Origin of the sequence: Acinetobacter portensis (genome assembly GCF_023158935.1) — a bacterium.
In the GTDB taxonomy this organism is placed as follows: domain Bacteria; phylum Pseudomonadota; class Gammaproteobacteria; order Pseudomonadales; family Moraxellaceae; genus Acinetobacter; species Acinetobacter faecalis.
The window spans coordinates 2009607-2025941 of the sequence record NZ_CP096120.1 but is presented as its reverse complement, the minus strand read 5'-3'; the positions used below and the strand labels follow the sequence as shown (position 1 = coordinate 2025941).

The following is a 16335-nucleotide window of genomic DNA, read 5'->3' as shown; positions in this document are numbered from 1 at the left end:
ATCGTTCTTTAAAGCGAATAAGTGGAAACTTATTCGCTTTTTTAATATTTAAAATAAAAAGCTTATAGTACTTTTTGCTGAGTAGAATTTCGAAATATAAAAGAAGAAATTGTTAAGGCTAGGTATTGGTGCTTTAAATATTTATAATTAAGTTTTAATTCACAATGAGAGTGTGTTTTGAGTAATAACACGCCTACACTAAAAAGACGATTAAAGAATCGTCATATTCAACTCATCGCTATGGGTGGTGCAATTGGTACGGGACTTTTTTTAGGTTCGGCACATATTATTGAATCCGCTGGTCCATCAATTATTTTGGGTTATTTTATTGGCGGTTTAATTGCATTTCTAATTATGCGTCAATTGGGTGAAATGATTGTGCATGAACCTGTGACAGGTTCATTTAGCTATTTTGCCTTTAAATACTGGGGGCGGTTTTCAGGCTTTTTAACAGGTTGGAATTACTGGGTTTTATATATTCTAGTGGCAATGACTGAACTCACGGCTATTGGTAAGTATGTGAATTATTGGTGGCCTGAAATTCCAACATGGCTTACGGTTCTATTCTTTTTTTCACTTGTCACCATTATGAACTTAGCTAATGTGAAGATTTATGGTGAGTCTGAATTTTGGCTTTCTATTATTAAAGTATTAGCGATTGTCGCTATGATTTTATTTGGTGTGTATTTGCTGTTTAGTGCAGATGCATCTTCTTCAGCATCAATTCAAAACTTATGGATTCATGGGGGATTTTTTCCACATGGTTTTGATGGTTTGTTTTATATGCTTGCTTTTATGATGTTTGCATTTGGTGGAATTGAGCTGATTAGTATGGCTGCGGCTGAAACGGAAAATCCTGACAAAAACATTCCAAAAGCTGTTAATCAAACAGTTATTCGCGTTTTCTTATTCTACATTTGTTCATTGGCGATTTTATTGTCATTAGTGCCATGGAATCAGCTTGAACTAGGTGGTTTGGATAAAAGCCCATTTGTGATTATTTTTAATGAAATGGGGATTCACTGGGCGGCACATTTATTGAATTTTATTATTTTAACTGCATCACTTTCAGTTTGTAACAGTGGTATGTATGCTAATAGTCGTATGCTTTTAGGTTTGGCAGAACAGGGCAATGCACTAAAATTATTTAGCAGAGTAAATAGACAAGGTATTCCTGTTCCTGCGGTTTTATTTTCAGCCTTGTTAATTTTTAGTTGTGTGTTACTAAACTATTTTGTGCCTGAAAAAGCACTTAGTTATTTAATTTATATAGTAGTTGCGGCAGCAGTTTTGAACTGGATGATGATTAGCTTAATCCATTTAAAATTCAGACAAACCATGAAAAAAGAGGGAGTTAAAACTAAATTTCCTGCATTGTTTGCACCATTTACAAACTACTTTGTTTTAGCCTTTATGTTGATGATTTTATACATCATGTGGGTGCAAGGCTTTATGCTGTCGGTATTGATGTTACCTGTATGGATATTGATATTATTTTGCATATTTGAGTTTTTTAAACAAAAACAAAGCTAATAAAAAAGGACTCATAAGAGTCCTTTAAAACTAATAGAGAGAATTCAATTTTAAGGGTAAATTTCAATGACTGTTCCATTATCTACAAGTAACCAAATTTCATCCATATCGACATTTCGAACAGCTATACATCCCCAAGTCCAGTCACTCTTTGGGAAATAGTGCATAAGATTAGGTAAGACTTTAACCTGTTTTTTAGTTGCTGAGCCATAAATCATAATATCTCCACCAGGATAAACGCCTAATTTTTGTGCGACGGTTTTATCTTTCTGATTTGGATATGAAATATGTAAAGACTTATAAAAAGCACTTTTAGGATTACGCCAATCTATGATGTAGTGACCTTCGGGTGTTTTTCCATCACCTTCTTGAACTTTATGTCCAATTGGAGTGAAACCTAAACGTATTGGATATTTTCGAATCGTTTCATTGTTATGTTTTAATAGAAGGAATCTTTGGCTTTTATAAACCTGAATGCTTGAAATTGGAGATTCTTTACGAATCTTTTGAATTTCTTCTTGTGCTAATGCATGAGGAAATGAAATTTCATTTGATGAAGTTGGTAAGTATTTACCGTATTTTTGATAAATGAAAAATGCAGCCATAAGACATCAAAGAAAAATAGAAACAATAATAAAAATACGATTTTTGATCATTTATAAAATAACTTTTCACTTACTCAGCTATGCATTCTTGTGGATAACGACTAAATTATCCACAAGAGTTTTGTCAGTAAATATGAATTAAGAAGAGCAACTCACTATCACTTCAGGTACATCGCTTGGAAGGGGTGCTAAATCTTCAGATTTTTCTAAATCTATTTGTTTTGTGAATGGCTGACTAAGTAATTTAAACAAGCGTTCAAGTTCTGAAAAATCATTGCGTTCTGCAAGTTCAATTGCTTTTTGAGCCATGTGATTACGTAAAATATAATGTGGATTGATCTTTTGCATTTCTGCATCTAGTTCAGTCAAATCCTGCCCATTTCGAATTGCTTGATATTGCGCTAAAAAGTTTTCAAATTGGAAACGATCTAAACAATCATCTTTTAAAACTTCATATTCTTTGTTTTGTAAGCGAATAAAACTTTGTGTGTAATCGAGTTGCTCACTTTGCAAAATTCGTAGGAACGCCATAGCACAATCAAAACTATCTTTATGGAAACTTGGTAAACCCATTTTTTGACTTAAACCGTGTTTGTAGTGCTCTAAAAAAGTTGGTTCGAAATGCTCCAAACATTGTGCAAGTGCATCTTTCCATTGCTCTTTATCAAACTCTTGAGGGCAAAGTGGAACTAAATTATTCAGCCATTGCCATAAATTCCAGTGTCCAATACTTGGTTGTTGTTGATAGGTATAACGCGCTTTGTAATCGCTATGATTGTTAATCCAATTGGGGCGAAAACGCTCCATAAAACCATAAGGACCAAAATCTAAAGTTGAACCTGTAATATTAAGATTATCTGTATTCATAACGCCATGTGCAAAGCCCACAAGTTGCCAATGTGAAATCATAATTGCAGTGCGCTGAATGACTTTTGTTGCAAAAGCTAAAATGGGTTGATCTGCTTCAAGGCATTCTGGGTAGTGCCATTCAATACATTTTTGCGTAAATTCAGGAAGTAAATCTGCTTGATACTGATTGATCCATTCGAAATGTCCAAGACGAATATGACAATCTGAAGTGCGAAGCATCATTGCACCAAGTTCTAATTTCTCACGTTGCACACCTTGAGTTGAAGATGTAAAACCAACCGAGTTACTAGATGGAACACCTAAAGAATTAAGTGCATGTCCCGCTAAATATTCACGAATAACAGAACGTAAAACAGCACGACCATCCCCCATTCTTGAATATGGCGTAGAACCTGCACCTTTTAAATGTAAGTCTATTGTTTGATTATTTTTATCTAGAATTTGTGCAATCAGTAAACCTCGACCATCGCCAAGTTGTCCCGCCCATTGTCCAAATTGATGACCTGCATACACCATTGCAAGTGGTTTAAACTCTTGAAAAGTTTTTTGCCCGCTGCAAATCTCTACCCAATTGTTTTTATCATCTTCCGACCAATTTAATTCATTGGCTAGGCTTTCATTAAAATGTCCTGCCTTAGCACCTTCTAAGGGCGAAGGTTGTTGCTGATGATAAAGTTTAGGGCTTAGAGAAGGGTAGCGCGAGTTAAATTGCATAAGACAAATATCTTTAAAGTTTCTAAGATCAATATAACAAACTTAGTAAATATTTTATAAAAAGCTTTTAATGTTAAATTGCGATTTATTTAGAGATTAAGAAATTTATTTTCAGTTTCATTTTAAGAGACATCATAGGAATTTAAAGTAATTATATTTTTCATAAGCAATAAAAAAGCCCCAAGAGAGGGGCTTTTTTATTGCATTAAATTTAGTTTGAAGCAGGGTTCTTTTTCAGGTTACGTACAAGCAAATTAAGCGCTGCACGATGATGAGAAAGACGCTGTTCTACCAATTGGAATTCAACTTTTAATTTGTCATCCATTTGGTGGATTTTTTCAGTTACAGATGCTTTTTTAGTTTGAATTTCAAGTTCTTTCAATTTTGCCCAATCGTTTAGGGTTTGAGAGAAAGCATCATATTCTTGAGCAATACGACTTTTAACTGTCGAAATATCTTCAGTAACGTTATGTCCATACACAGCTAAGTCTTGTTCAGCATATTTAAATTTCATCGCCAATTCTGCTTTTTTAATATTGAAGCTAGGAATACGACGTAAATTTTTTGCTAAACCAAGTTTAGAGCAAGACCAAATTAACCATTTTGTCGGGTCATATTGCCACCATTTCACGCCATTACGGTAATCGTATTGGAAGATATGATGGTAGTTATGATAGCCTTCGCCCCAAGTTGCAATGGCTAACCAGAAGTTATCACGCGCAGTATTTTCGTCTGTATAAGGACGTTTGCCCCACATATGACATAAAGAGTTAATAAAGAACGTTACGTGATGGCTGAGGATTAAACGCATTAATCCACCAAGTAACAATACACCCCACATATCGCCAACAGCCCAACCAATTGGTAGCAAAATAGCAGCATGAACGGCAATTACTAAAGGAATGTAGTATTTGTCTTGGAACATCACCACTTTGTCTTTTAATAAGTCTGGTGCATTTTTATAATTTGGTTCTGCAGCAGGATAGTTGCGAAGCATCCAACCCATATGTGCATACCAAAAGCCGTTATTAATAGAGTATGGATCTTGATCGATATCATCTACATGACGGTGATGCGTACGGTGACCTGATGCCCAAAATAAAATACTATTTTGAACAGCAAAAGTTCCCATCAGCATTAAAATAATTTTTAAAGGCAAAGTCGCTTCATAAGCACGATGTGCCCAAAGACGGTGATAGCCTGCAGTAATACCAAGACTACTGACACCTAGCAAAACAAACATACTAACCCAAGCGCTTACGCTGAAATCGTGCTGAAATGCGTAAAGTGGGATCGCGATTATCGCAACAATAGGTAAAAACACCAATGCAAAAACTGCAATCCAGTTGATTGGGGCTTTTGGTAGGGGAGCATTCATCTCCAACAGTACTCCTAGAACCTTTGCAGGTTATAAAACTAGCCTTAGCTTTTTATAAAAATAAGCTGTAATTCTTTGCATCTTAGCATGGTTTCAAAAAGATGCACTATCATTATTGTACAGTTGTATTGTGTTAAATTGATATAAAAACAACCAGTGGAATGATTGGTTTTATCGAAGTTTAAAAAAGTTTTTAAATAGATTAACGATCTTTAAAAACCAATGAAAATACTTGGAAATAAAGGCTATAAGTCAATTGCTTATGTTTTTGAGCTAAGTGCTTTCAGCATTTCTTTGGGGTAATCCGTAATTAATCCATTAATACCTAAGTGACGTAATTCTTGTGCGCGTTTAACATCATTTACCGTCCAAACGCTAATTGCTAAATTGGCTTCTTGTGTTGCAGTAATCATTTCATTTGTGGCTAGTTGATTCATCCAACCAATTTGGCAACATCCAAGTTCTAAAGCCTGATCAATTGCACGATGTTTAATGTCATCTTCAATAAGTAAACCGTGCTTAAAAGATGATTGTTGATGATTGAGTGCTTGATGAATTTTGGTATCAAAACTTGTAATAACAGCAGAATGTTCATAACCATTTAATTGCTGTTGAAGTGTTTCTACTAACTTATTTGCATCATATTCAGAATTAACAGCTTTTATTTCAACTTCAATATGATCGAAGTTGTAAATAATTTTCATGGTTTCATTCAGTGAAGGTGTTTTTTCGATATTTTTCCAGTCACGCCAAGCAACCGCTTGATTGTAATGAACTAGATCATCTTGGTTGCAATCGTAAATGTATTTGCTTTGTCCTGCGGTACGTACAAAATCATCATCATGCATAATCACGAGAGCATTATCTTTAAGTTGTCGCACATCAAATTCTACGGCACGAATGCCTAAGTCTTGAATATATTGAAAACCACCTAAGGTGTTTTCAGGGGCTTCCCCGCGAGCACCACGATGACCAATTATGCGCATAGATGACTCATCAATTTATAGTTTTGATTCATTTTGATGTAGAAAAGTTACAGACATATGATCTTACATATTTTGATCCGATAGCACATTTATGCAAGTGCTATCGGATGAATTACTTGTTATTTATTGATTTATTCTTAGATTGTTTCATTAATATTTTTTTGCCAAAGGATTTCTGAGCCACCTTCTGCACGTTGTAACGCACGAGAAGCGACAAATAACCAATCTGATAAGCGGTTTAATAATTGCAAAGAGGGTGCTTGAATGTTTTGATCACGAGAGTGAACAGACATTAGTCTGCGTTCCGCACGACGGCAAACAGCACGAGCTTGGTGTGCATAACTGCATGCCAATGAACCTGACGGTAAAATAAAGTCTTTTAACATTGGAAGATCTTCATTTAAGCGGTCAATTTCGTTTTCTAAGTATTCAATGGCAACGGGTTGAACCAAGTTAAAGTTTGGAATGCAAACTTCGCCACCTAAGTCGAAAAGCCAGTGTTGAATTAGGCTTAAAGATTTATCCCAAGTTGCTTTGTCTTCAATTGTACTTACAGCAATTTGTGAGCGTAATACACCAATACTTGAGTTGAGTTCGTCTACATCGCCTAATGCTTCAATTCTTAGGTCATCTTTAGAAACGCGTGAACCATCGCCTAGTCCAGTTGTTCCTGAGTCACCTGTGCGGGTGTAAATTTTACTTAAACGGTGTCCCATGTTATTTCCTTAATATTCAGATATCTCAATTTAAAAAGGATAATGCCACAGCTGTGACATTATCCTCAAAAAGTATTTAGCTATAGATTGATGAAATTAGTATTTGAAAGTTACGCCTACAGAAGCTTGGCGACCACCGTTGATGTAGTAGGTATTTGAACCGTTATAGGCTGTTTTAAACTTCACATCACCCATATTTTCGATATTAGTAAATAGTTTGATGTTTGGATTAACATTCCAATAAGCATTGAAATCAACTGTTGCGTAACCAGGTAAATTTGTTAAAGGATCATTTTCATCATCTGCAAAGTCTTTAGCTTTTGATTTTGCAATAATTGATGTACTTAAACCATATACATCATTTTGAATACCAGCGGATACAGTTAAGGAATGACGTGGACGACGCAATAAATCGTCGTTTGTTTGTTCATCTTTAGATTTTGCATACTGATAATTCGTACTGATGAAGTAATCTTCTAGCTTCCATTTTGCATAAAGTTCTGCACCTAAAATTGATGCTTGGTCTATGTTTATGTTTTTCCAGTCAGAAGATGACCAAGAAGGGCAATTTGAAATGCATTTTGATGTAATCAAATTATCAATTTCTGTATAGAAGGTAGAAGCTCCAACTAAAATATTGAATGGTAGTTTTTGGTCAATACCAATTTCATAAGAAATGCTTTCTTCAGGTTTTAAATCAGGGTTTCCACCCCAATTTGCATATAGGTCATTTAAAGTTGGTGCTTTGAATGCTGTCCCGATATTGGTATATACACTTGTGATTGGAGAAAAATCATAACGTACAGCACCTTGAGCAACTGTATGTGTCCCAAATTTCTCGTTATCTTCCACACGTAAACCAACTTGGGTATGTAGCTTGTCGGTATTTAATTGGTGTTGAATATAATAGCCAGCAGAATCAATTTCTTCATTCAGCGCAGAGGTTTTTGCTTCTAATTTGCGTTGTGTTGTACCTAATAAAATATTCTGTGAATTAGTAAAACTCCATTTACCAAAAACTTCTGCTTCTTGAGAAATACTGTGAATATAAGAAGGAGAAACTAAATAATCTGCTTCGTCTTTAAATTGAGATAAGCGAGCATTAAGTTCAAATTGGTCTACAAGTTTTACACTACCTTTTAGGTTTACAATTTCATTTTTGAAATCTGTAACTTCAAGCGCACCATATTTATTAAATTCGTTTAGTCCTTCATTTGTACTGTAATCGATAGATGCAGAATAATTGTCTTTCTCAACACCAAGCTTTGCACTATATCCTTTTTGATCATAAGAATAATTACGCTTTTGATTATTTAAGATCGGTGTTCCGTCAGATTCTAAGCGTTGACCTCGAATTTGAGCGTAAACACCATTTTCTGCAAAGTCAGCACCAATTGATGATTTGTATGTTTTATTTTCACCAATCTCACCTGTAACAAATGCACCTGATTTTTGAGGTGTTTTAGAAATAATATGGACAACACCACCAATTGCATCAGTTCCGTAAAGAACCGATGCAGGACCTTTAAGTACCTCGATTTGTTCAATATCTGTAGTGTCTATAAAAGGCAAAGATGCTGCACTTGATGTTGCTGTATTTAAACGAACACCATCACGCATTACTAACGTATGGTCAGATTCAGTTCCACGTAAAAAAATAGAAGCTTGCTGCCCGAATCCACCAGATTGCACCATATTAATTGAAGCATCATTTTTCAAAATGTGAGGGAATGATGTAATTGATGATTGATCTAAAATTTTAGGTTCAATAATTGAAATACGCGCAGGCACATTTTCAATGTTTTGTTCACCACGAGAAGCTGTAACCACAATCGTGCTTAAAGAAGATTTTGCAGAAGTTTGAGCTTCAGTCGTTGCTGATACAGACGTTGAAAAACCCATCGCAATTGCGATAGCACCTACAAGGGCAGTAGGTTGAAAATAAAAAGACATGCTTTTAGCTCCATACATTCACCCCCCGTGAATGATTGAGTTTAAGGGAACAATAAGCAGGTATCCGGACTTAAATGTGATCGAAATTTCGATCTACTTATCCACCTTCCCACAAAAAACTGCAGTGGTGTAAATTGTTCAATTTATAAAGATAAGCTTTTCATTTTACCGTTGCGGGGGCAGTGTTGGATTCGCACCAACTTCCCTATAGCCATGGCTAAGACTTATTGCATTCGCGCGAAGTATAAAGTTAGCATGTGAAATACACAATCTTCGTCAATAATATTGCGTATGAACTTTACGCAAGCTTGAAAAATTGCATTACAATGATTCGCCTTTAATATTTATAGATGGGCTATAAACAAGGCACGGCAAGAGCAACAAAACATGCGTACTCGTGTAAAAATATGTGGAATCACACGAACTCAAGATATTAAATCTGTTGTAGATGCTGGCGCAGATGCAATTGGCTTTGTATTTTTTCCACCAAGCCCTCGAAATGTGTCTGTTAAATTAGCCGAAGAACTTGTAAAACATGTACCAGCCTATGTACAAACCGTTGGCTTGTTTGTGAATGCATCTAGCGAAGAAATATTAGAAGTATTAAAAACTGTTTCTTTAGATGTCTTACAATTTCATGGCGATGAAACACCAGAACAATGTCAGAAAATTGCCAAATTAACAGGCAGAAGATGGTACAAAGCCATTCAAGTTAAACCAGATTTAGATGTAATTTCAACGATTAAGCAATATCAACAAGTGGGTGCAAGTGCTATGCTTTTGGATGCTTGGCATCCTGAGCTAAAAGGTGGGACAGGACATTCTTTTGATTGGTCACAGTTCCCACAACTTGATATTCCATTAATATTGGCAGGTGGATTAAAACCTGAAAATATTGAAAACGCTATAAAGACGACCAAGGCATATGCCGTAGATGTCAGCGGAGGCGTAGAGTCCGCAAAAGGTATAAAAGACCAACAACTCATTGAACAATTTATGCAAGGAGTCCATCGTGGATCAGCAAAATAAAAGTCATAACAGTCAAGTTGACTATACCCAATTCCCAGATCAAAAAGGGCATTTCGGTATTCATGGCGGACGTTTTGTGTCAGAGACTCTTATGGCGGCTTTAGAGGATTTAGAAAAACTCTATTTTCGCATGAAAGATGACGAACAGTTTCTGGCAGAATTTGACCGTGACTTGGCGTACTATGTCGGTCGCCCAAGTCCTTTATATTATGCAGAGCGATGGTCGAAAGAACTCGGTGGTGCACAAATTTATTTAAAACGTGAAGACTTAAACCATACAGGTTCTCACAAAATAAATAACACAATTGGTCAGGCGCTTCTTGCAAAACTTTCAGGTAAAAAGCGTATTATTGCTGAAACAGGTGCAGGTCAGCACGGTGTTGCAACAGCAACAATTGCAGCACGTTTAGGTCTCGAATGCGTTGTATTTATGGGGGCTGATGACGTTAAACGTCAAGCAATGAACGTGTATCGCATGCGTTTATTAGGTGCGACAGTTGTTCCTGTAGAAAGTGGCTCTAAAACATTAAAAGATGCCATGAATGAAGCAATGCGTGACTGGGTAACAAATGTAGATTCAACTTACTATGTAATTGGTACAGTTGCAGGTCCACATCCATACCCACAATTGGTACGTGATTTCCAATCGATTATTGGTCGTGAAGCACGTCGTCAAATTCAAGAACAAGCAGGTCGCTTACCTGATGCGCTTGTTGCTTGTGTCGGTGGTGGTTCAAATGCAATGGGCCTGTTCTATCCATTCTTAAATGACCAAGATGTGAAAATGTACGGTGTTGAAGCAGCAGGCTACGGCATTGAAACAGGTAAACATTCTGCACCGTTAAATGCAGGTCATGTGGGCGTACTTCATGGTAACCGTACTTATTTAATGTCTGATGATCAAGGTCAAATTATTGAAACGCATTCAATTTCAGCGGGTCTAGATTACCCTGGTGTTGGTCCTGAACACAGTTTCTTAAAAGATATGAACCGTGTTGAATATGTGCCAATTAATGACAATGAAGCGCTTCAAGGTTTCCGTGATTTAACGCAAATTGAAGGTATTATTCCTGCATTAGAAAGCTCTCATGCAATGGCATATGTAACGAAACTTGCGCCAACGATGTCTAAAGATCAAATTATTATTGCGACGGTTTCAGGTCGTGGTGATAAAGATTTAATGACAGTTGCACGTATTGATGGCGTGGAAATGGTAGAGATGTAATTTCCTTTAAGTCCTCTCCTTACAGGAGAGGGTTGGGGAGAGGTAATCCAAAGATTAATCGCACTCGAAAGTGCGATTTTTTATTGTCAAAAATAAATAAAATACTCATCTACGATTATTAAATGGCATGAAATATATAGCTGACGTATGATTAAATTCCTAGCCAAAAGCCAATGGAATTTTTTATGCCAAGCTTATTTATTGCCATGCTCGGTGGTCGTCATACACGTGCAAACACGGAAGTACATGATGTTGTGCTTGCAGTGGGCGAAACATTAAAAGATATCTACCCTCAATTAAAAAATGCATGGTTTGGTGAACAAAAAGGTTTACATATAGATGCTTGGGCAAAAATAAATAGTGTGGAATTTGAAGGTAGAAAATATCAAGTACAATTTAGTGATACTGCACCAAATCAAGAAAATCAAAAACTATTTTTAATTAATTTAGGTGGCTATGATTCACGTGAATTTGGCGAGTTACATCGCTATGTTTTAGTGGTTGCACAAAATGCAATGGTCGCTAAACAAAAAGGTAAGGCATATTTTGCACAACATTGGCAAAAACAGCATACAGACCGAGTTTTAGATGTAGATGACTGTATTGCAATTGATCATGTACATGGGCGTTATATTGAATTGGTAGAGTATGATTCTGCAAAAAGTATTGAAACTAACCATTGGGAAAATACATATCTGATGCTAGATGAACACTGATTATGAGTCTATTATTTATGGCAAATTCACATAATTCATATAGGTTTTGAATATTGAGTGTTAATTTGCTATTTTAAAAATATGAGGTGTTAAAGCCTTTAAAATTGTATGGATTTAAGTGATTAAGGATTGTCAAAAATGGATTTGATTCAATCGAATGGACAGCCTCGTTATGGTCGCTTTTCAGAACTACCATTAAGTATTGATGTTAGTAAATACGATTATAAAACACCATATGGAAATTCTTTAGTCGGGTGGCGTAAGCGTCTAAAATATAAAAAATTTAAATTTTGTTCTATTCAACATGAACATTACAGTATAGGTGTTGCGATTGTTGATATTGCATGGGCAGGGCACGGTTTTTTCTATATTTATGATCATGAACGTAATGATGTTTTAGAATGGAATGCGATAAATGCATTTGCTAGAAATACAAAACTCGATGAACAGCCTCTATTTAATCAAAGTTATTTTTTAAATAATCCTTATCAAATTGAAATGCAGCATGCGAATGGGGCACGTTATATCACCGTATCAAAATATGGTGAAATTATTTTAAGTGTTAGAACATTTTGTGCTGGAACAACACCTTTAAGCTTGTGTAGCCCAAATGGTATTAATGGTTGGACGTATACGCAAAAATTAACCACGCTTGCTTGTGAGGGATTTTTCAAGAATAAGAAAGGTCAGGTTATTCAATTTAATGATCGTACTTTTGTTGCTTTAGATGATACTTGTGGTTTTTTAAGACCTGAAACAGCGTGGTTTTGGTTATCTTGTAATTTTTGGGATGAGCAAAATAATCGTATAGGCATTAACTTAGCATCAGGTGTAAATGAAAGCTTTGGTAATGAAAATAGCTTGTGGGTGAATGGTCAGTTATATGCATTATCTGATGTTTTATTTCAGCAAGTTTCAGATGCGCAGTGGATAATTCAATCTTTAGATGAATCTTTAAATTTGACCGTTACGACGGGCTGGCGCCGTTATGAAAATTTAAATTTAAGATTGGTTGGAAGTCAGTTTAGTCAGTGGCAAGCCAAGATTAGTGGCACTGTTTTACAAGATGGTCAAAAAATTATTTTTAATGAACAATATGGCTTAATTGAACAGCATTATGCGAAATGGTAGTTATAGATTTTCGTGAATTGAGTTAAAACTCAAGCAATAAAAAGGCTTCTTAAAGAAGCCTTTTTATTTGGTGTTATTTCACATTTATTTATTAAAACGACTCATTTGCTCTAAAGCACTTTGTAAATATTGACCATTAAATTGCTGACCTTTAATCGGTTTATTCGACTTGTCTAAGAACTCATATTGACCTACAGCACCAACTTCTAAAATATCTTGCTTGGTGATTACTGCATAACGACTATAACCTGATGCAAGAATCCAATCACGTTTTACTTCTGAGCTCATCAAGTCTTCACCTACAGAGTAATCTTTGATGTTATTGGTCACGCCTAAATAATGTTTCATAAGCGTCGGTACGACATCTTGATGACTTGTAAATGTATCATCACTCCAATTCATAATGCCTGAAGTATTGATTTTTGGACCAATAATTGCAAAAGGAACTTTAACTTGAGGATCTGTAAAGTTGCCATTATGACCCCAGAAATTTTCCATGTTGTCATTTACTTCTTGACCATGATCGCCTGTAATAATTACAAGCGTATTTTCTTCATCACCAGATGCTTTAATTTTATCTAGTACTTGTTTCACAATGCTATCAACATAATGAACGCTTGTTTTATAGCGATTCATCATTAAAGAGCGATCTGTATCATTGCTAAGTTTTAGATAATTCACTTCTTCAAGCATTGGCTTAAATTGATGAGGATAGTCATTTGGGAAAGCATATCCATGAGGTGAATCGTAGAATAAGAATGAGAAAGTTGGTTTGTTTTTATCGCGTTTATCGAACCATGTTAACCAGTCCTGCGTTAAACCGACATCTAAACCATCAGGAGAGCGGCCTGCAGAACTAATACGTAAATTTGGTACTTTGGCGAATACAGTACGATCAAACTCTGGATTTGTAAGTTTCGCAGCAGCAAAAATCCCTAATTGATAGTCCATAGCTTGTAAACGATCCATAAATACTGGAGTTTTACGATTTGATAAAACGCTATGCCAATATGTACCAGGGATGCCGTAAAACAAACCAAAAATACCCGTACGAGTTGCACTACCAGTTGATAAATGATTTTGTAAAATTTTGCCTTTTTGCGCGTAAGCCCACATATTGGGGCTGGTCTCAGCATTAAAGGTATCTGCACGCCAAGAATCCACCACAATAAACACGATGTTGGTTGGTTTACTTACAGGTTGGGTTTGAAGTGGCTGTAAAGGGTAGTTCAAATCACTATTACTAGAGACTTTCATCTCTTGTTGTTTTTTAATTGCCTCTTCATCAATCCAACCCATTTTACGCATGGTTGCTGTTGAAGATGATGGCTGGAACAATGGTAAATATTTTTTGGTCATGGTTACAGGTTGATAGACATTAGCTGCCGCCCAAATGTGAATACCATGAGAAATTAATAGGGTAATAAAGGTGATCCAAGCAAACTTTTTACCTAGCTTCCAATGTGGAAGTGGAATATTTTTATCTAATTTTACAATCAATGCATATTGTAAAGCCCATAAAGCTAAAATGCCGAAAATGGTCATCAGCCATGTAGATAATGGAAAGCTTACAACTTGCCCTGACATCACAAGTTCAAGCATCACCATACTGATATGAAAACGATATTGAGAGAAAACAATCGTATCAATAAACAGTGTAATTAAGATGAAAGAGCTTATGCCTGAAATAATTAAACGACGAGCAATTGTCGGAAGTAACAACAATGGAATTAGGATTAAACCAATAAGTGCAGTTAATGTTGCCATATGAGATATGACACTCGACACTAAAAAGCTAAAACCTAAAAGATCGCTTGGAATTTCAGGCATCACAAAGAAGTATCTGCAAGCAATTAACATTGCAATAATTGCATTTACCGCAATGAAGTATCCATGACTATGTAGTTTTGTTTTAAAAGGCATAAACAGCACGCTTTGATATGAATTAGGTGGGTTAAGCTTGAGGCTCAACTTTTAAAGGGGAGTATAATAAACTTAAAAAGTGAGTTGTTGAATAAAAACTATTCGTCACACAATTGTTTATTACTATTTCATTAAATATTACAAAGGCATGGGAGAAATGAACTATCCTAAAAAAGCGGCCATATAGACCGCTTAGAAACTTTAGGCTTGTTTAAATTTTGGATAATGGAAAATAATGGCGAATACCGCAAATATGGCAAGTACCCAACAGTAATAAATACTTCCAATAAGTTCCACTGGTGATATTTTTGCAATCGAGCATGCTAATAGAAGTTGTGCACCATAAGGAATTAAGCCTTGAATTACGCAAGAAAAAATATCCAATAATGCTGCAGCACGTTTAGGATCTACGCCATATTCTTTAGCAACTTCTCGTGCCATATCTCCAGATAAAATAATAGCAACTGTGTTATTGGCAACAAATAAGTTAGAGAAAATCACAAGAAGGCTAATTCCAATTTCACCTGCACGTTGCCTACCAACTTTAAATAATTGAGTGATTTTATAAATACGTTGAATGAGCCATTCTAAACCGCCTTCCTTTTGCATAATGGCAGATAAGCCACCTAAGAACATAGAAAGTAGAGCCACTTCGAACATGCTTACAAAACCATCATAAATGGCATTGTTAAACTTTAAAACGTTAAAGCTTGATGAATCAACCAAGCCAATAATTCCAGATAGAATTACACCAATGGTTAAAACTGCCAATACATGCAAACGTGTAAATGCAAGAGTAAATACAGCAACATAAGGAAGAATTAGCCAAAGGTCATAATCTTTATATGTAATTGCGTGAGAGCTTTGTGTGAGCATCATGTATATAAAAATAGTAATAATTGATGCAGGAACTGCAATCCAAACATTGACCTTAAATTTGTCTCGGAGTTGAACCTTCTGACTGTTTGTTGCGGCAATTGTTGTATCAGAAATCATAGATAAGTTATCGCCAAACATTGCTCCGCCAACGACTGCACCAATGGCTAAAACAGGTGCAATATCTGTTGCTTGAGAAAAGCCAAAAGCAATAGGCGCACATGCTGCAATGGTTCCCATAGATGTTCCCATTGCTGTTGCAATAAATGCAGCAATTAGAAATAGCATTGGAAGTACGAAAGAAGGAGGGATGATAGATAAACCAAATTGTACAGTTGCATCTACGCTACCAATTGCACTGCTGGTACTTGCAAAAGCACCTGCAAGCATAAACACCATAAACATCAGAATTAAATTAGGATGGCTTGCACCTTTCAAAAATTCTTCAATGCCAATATTGAGCTTATCTCGATACAATAAAACAGCCACAATAATTGCAGGAATAGCCGCGACAGGTGCTTTAATTTGATAAAAAGCAAACTCTGTTCCAATGATGGAGTGATAAATGCCACTGCCTAAAAACAACGATAAAAAAACAATAAGAGGTAGCAATGCAATTGCGCGAGCATGCACTTTTGTTGAGTGATGGGAGGTCATAGGAGATAAAAAAAAGAAGAATG

General features: G+C 35.8%; 13 protein-coding genes and 1 riboswitch. Of the genes, 5 read left to right on the top strand and 8 right to left on the bottom strand.

Features of this window, described 5'->3' with window-relative positions; translation table 11 throughout:
- Positions 1-177 precede the first annotated feature (177 nt).
- Positions 178-1533 carry an amino acid permease gene (locus MZO21_RS10155; protein ID WP_248101480.1) on the top strand — a complete coding sequence of 452 codons (1356 nt, stop codon included), beginning with the start codon at positions 178-180 and terminating at the stop codon, positions 1531-1533.
- A gap of 50 nt (positions 1534-1583) precedes the next feature.
- Here MZO21_RS10155 and MZO21_RS10150 read toward each other — a convergent pair whose 3' ends face one another.
- The 6 genes from MZO21_RS10150 to MZO21_RS10125 form a co-directional block, all read right to left on the bottom strand.
- Positions 1584-2138 (bottom strand): L,D-transpeptidase family protein, encoded by a 555-nt coding sequence (locus tag MZO21_RS10150; RefSeq protein ID WP_248101483.1) that lies wholly within the window; start codon positions 2136-2138, stop codon positions 1584-1586.
- Between the two features lie 138 nt (positions 2139-2276).
- Complete coding sequence (locus MZO21_RS10145) at positions 2277-3722, bottom strand: protein adenylyltransferase SelO (RefSeq protein ID WP_248101485.1); 1446 nt, start codon at positions 3720-3722, stop codon at positions 2277-2279.
- Positions 3723-3933: 211 nt separating this feature from the next.
- On the bottom strand, positions 3934-5100 hold the full coding sequence (locus tag MZO21_RS10140) for an acyl-CoA desaturase (protein WP_248101488.1): 1167 nt from the start codon (positions 5098-5100) through the stop codon (positions 3934-3936).
- A gap of 260 nt (positions 5101-5360) precedes the next feature.
- Positions 5361-6086 (bottom strand): glycerophosphodiester phosphodiesterase, encoded by a 726-nt coding sequence (locus MZO21_RS10135; RefSeq protein WP_248101491.1) that lies wholly within the window; start codon positions 6084-6086, stop codon positions 5361-5363.
- Positions 6087-6223: 137 nt separating this feature from the next.
- Positions 6224-6802, bottom strand: coding sequence for a cob(I)yrinic acid a,c-diamide adenosyltransferase (locus tag MZO21_RS10130; protein ID WP_248101494.1), 579 nt, complete (start codon positions 6800-6802; stop codon positions 6224-6226).
- A gap of 96 nt (positions 6803-6898) precedes the next feature.
- Complete coding sequence (locus MZO21_RS10125) at positions 6899-8755, bottom strand: TonB-dependent receptor plug domain-containing protein (protein WP_248101497.1); 1857 nt, start codon at positions 8753-8755, stop codon at positions 6899-6901.
- Between the two features lie 38 nt (positions 8756-8793).
- Positions 8794-8998, bottom strand: a riboswitch (cobalamin riboswitch).
- Between the two features lie 144 nt (positions 8999-9142).
- Between MZO21_RS10125 and MZO21_RS10120 the strand changes: the two genes are divergently transcribed.
- From MZO21_RS10120 to MZO21_RS10105, 4 genes are all read left to right on the top strand, one after another.
- A complete protein-coding gene (locus tag MZO21_RS10120; RefSeq protein WP_248101500.1) occupies positions 9143-9784 on the top strand; it encodes a phosphoribosylanthranilate isomerase in 642 nt (213 codons plus the stop codon).
- The gene (trpB, locus tag MZO21_RS10115) at positions 9768-11009 is read left to right on the top strand and encodes a tryptophan synthase subunit beta (protein ID WP_248101503.1); all 1242 of its coding nucleotides are present in this window, start codon (positions 9768-9770) and stop codon (positions 11007-11009) included. The genes MZO21_RS10120 and trpB overlap by 17 nt, the downstream gene beginning before the upstream one ends.
- Positions 11010-11194: 185 nt before the next feature.
- Positions 11195-11725: a DUF1543 domain-containing protein gene (locus MZO21_RS10110; RefSeq protein ID WP_248101505.1), complete on the top strand. Its 531-nt coding sequence runs from the start codon at positions 11195-11197 to the stop codon at positions 11723-11725.
- A 138-nt stretch (positions 11726-11863) separates the two neighbouring features.
- Entirely contained in the window at positions 11864-12856 is a 993-nt protein-coding gene (locus tag MZO21_RS10105; RefSeq protein ID WP_248101508.1) for a DUF2804 domain-containing protein, read from the top strand.
- Between the two features lie 84 nt (positions 12857-12940).
- Here MZO21_RS10105 and MZO21_RS10100 read toward each other — a convergent pair whose 3' ends face one another.
- Both MZO21_RS10100 and MZO21_RS10095 read right to left on the bottom strand, forming a co-directional pair.
- Positions 12941-14779 (bottom strand): DUF3413 domain-containing protein, encoded by a 1839-nt coding sequence (locus MZO21_RS10100; protein ID WP_154772873.1) that lies wholly within the window; start codon positions 14777-14779, stop codon positions 12941-12943.
- Between the two features lie 201 nt (positions 14780-14980).
- Positions 14981-16312 (bottom strand): Na+/H+ antiporter NhaC family protein, encoded by a 1332-nt coding sequence (locus tag MZO21_RS10095; RefSeq protein ID WP_248101511.1) that lies wholly within the window; start codon positions 16310-16312, stop codon positions 14981-14983.
- Positions 16313-16335: the final 23 nt, after the last annotated feature.

What these genes read in the sequence shown, in the direction of transcription:
- MZO21_RS10150 (WP_248101483.1), bottom strand. Translation starts at nt 2,138, where the DNA reads ATGGCTGCATTTTTCATTTATCAAAAATACGGTAAATACTTACCAACT.
- MZO21_RS10145 (WP_248101485.1), bottom strand. Translation starts at nt 3,722, where the DNA reads ATGCAATTTAACTCGCGCTACCCTTCTCTAAGCCCTAAACTTTATCAT.
- MZO21_RS10140 (WP_248101488.1), bottom strand. Translation starts at nt 5,100, where the DNA reads ATGAATGCTCCCCTACCAAAAGCCCCAATCAACTGGATTGCAGTTTTT.
- MZO21_RS10135 (WP_248101491.1), bottom strand. Translation starts at nt 6,086, where the DNA reads ATGCGCATAATTGGTCATCGTGGTGCTCGCGGGGAAGCCCCTGAAAAC.
- MZO21_RS10130 (WP_248101494.1), bottom strand. Translation starts at nt 6,802, where the DNA reads ATGGGACACCGTTTAAGTAAAATTTACACCCGCACAGGTGACTCAGGA.
- MZO21_RS10125 (WP_248101497.1), bottom strand. Translation starts at nt 8,755, where the DNA reads ATGTCTTTTTATTTTCAACCTACTGCCCTTGTAGGTGCTATCGCAATT.
- MZO21_RS10120 (WP_248101500.1), top strand. Translation starts at nt 9,143, where the DNA reads ATGCGTACTCGTGTAAAAATATGTGGAATCACACGAACTCAAGATATT.
- MZO21_RS10110 (WP_248101505.1), top strand. Translation starts at nt 11,195, where the DNA reads ATGCCAAGCTTATTTATTGCCATGCTCGGTGGTCGTCATACACGTGCA.
- MZO21_RS10105 (WP_248101508.1), top strand. Translation starts at nt 11,864, where the DNA reads ATGGATTTGATTCAATCGAATGGACAGCCTCGTTATGGTCGCTTTTCA.
- MZO21_RS10100 (WP_154772873.1), bottom strand. Translation starts at nt 14,779, where the DNA reads ATGCCTTTTAAAACAAAACTACATAGTCATGGATACTTCATTGCGGTA.
- MZO21_RS10095 (WP_248101511.1), bottom strand. Translation starts at nt 16,312, where the DNA reads ATGACCTCCCATCACTCAACAAAAGTGCATGCTCGCGCAATTGCATTG.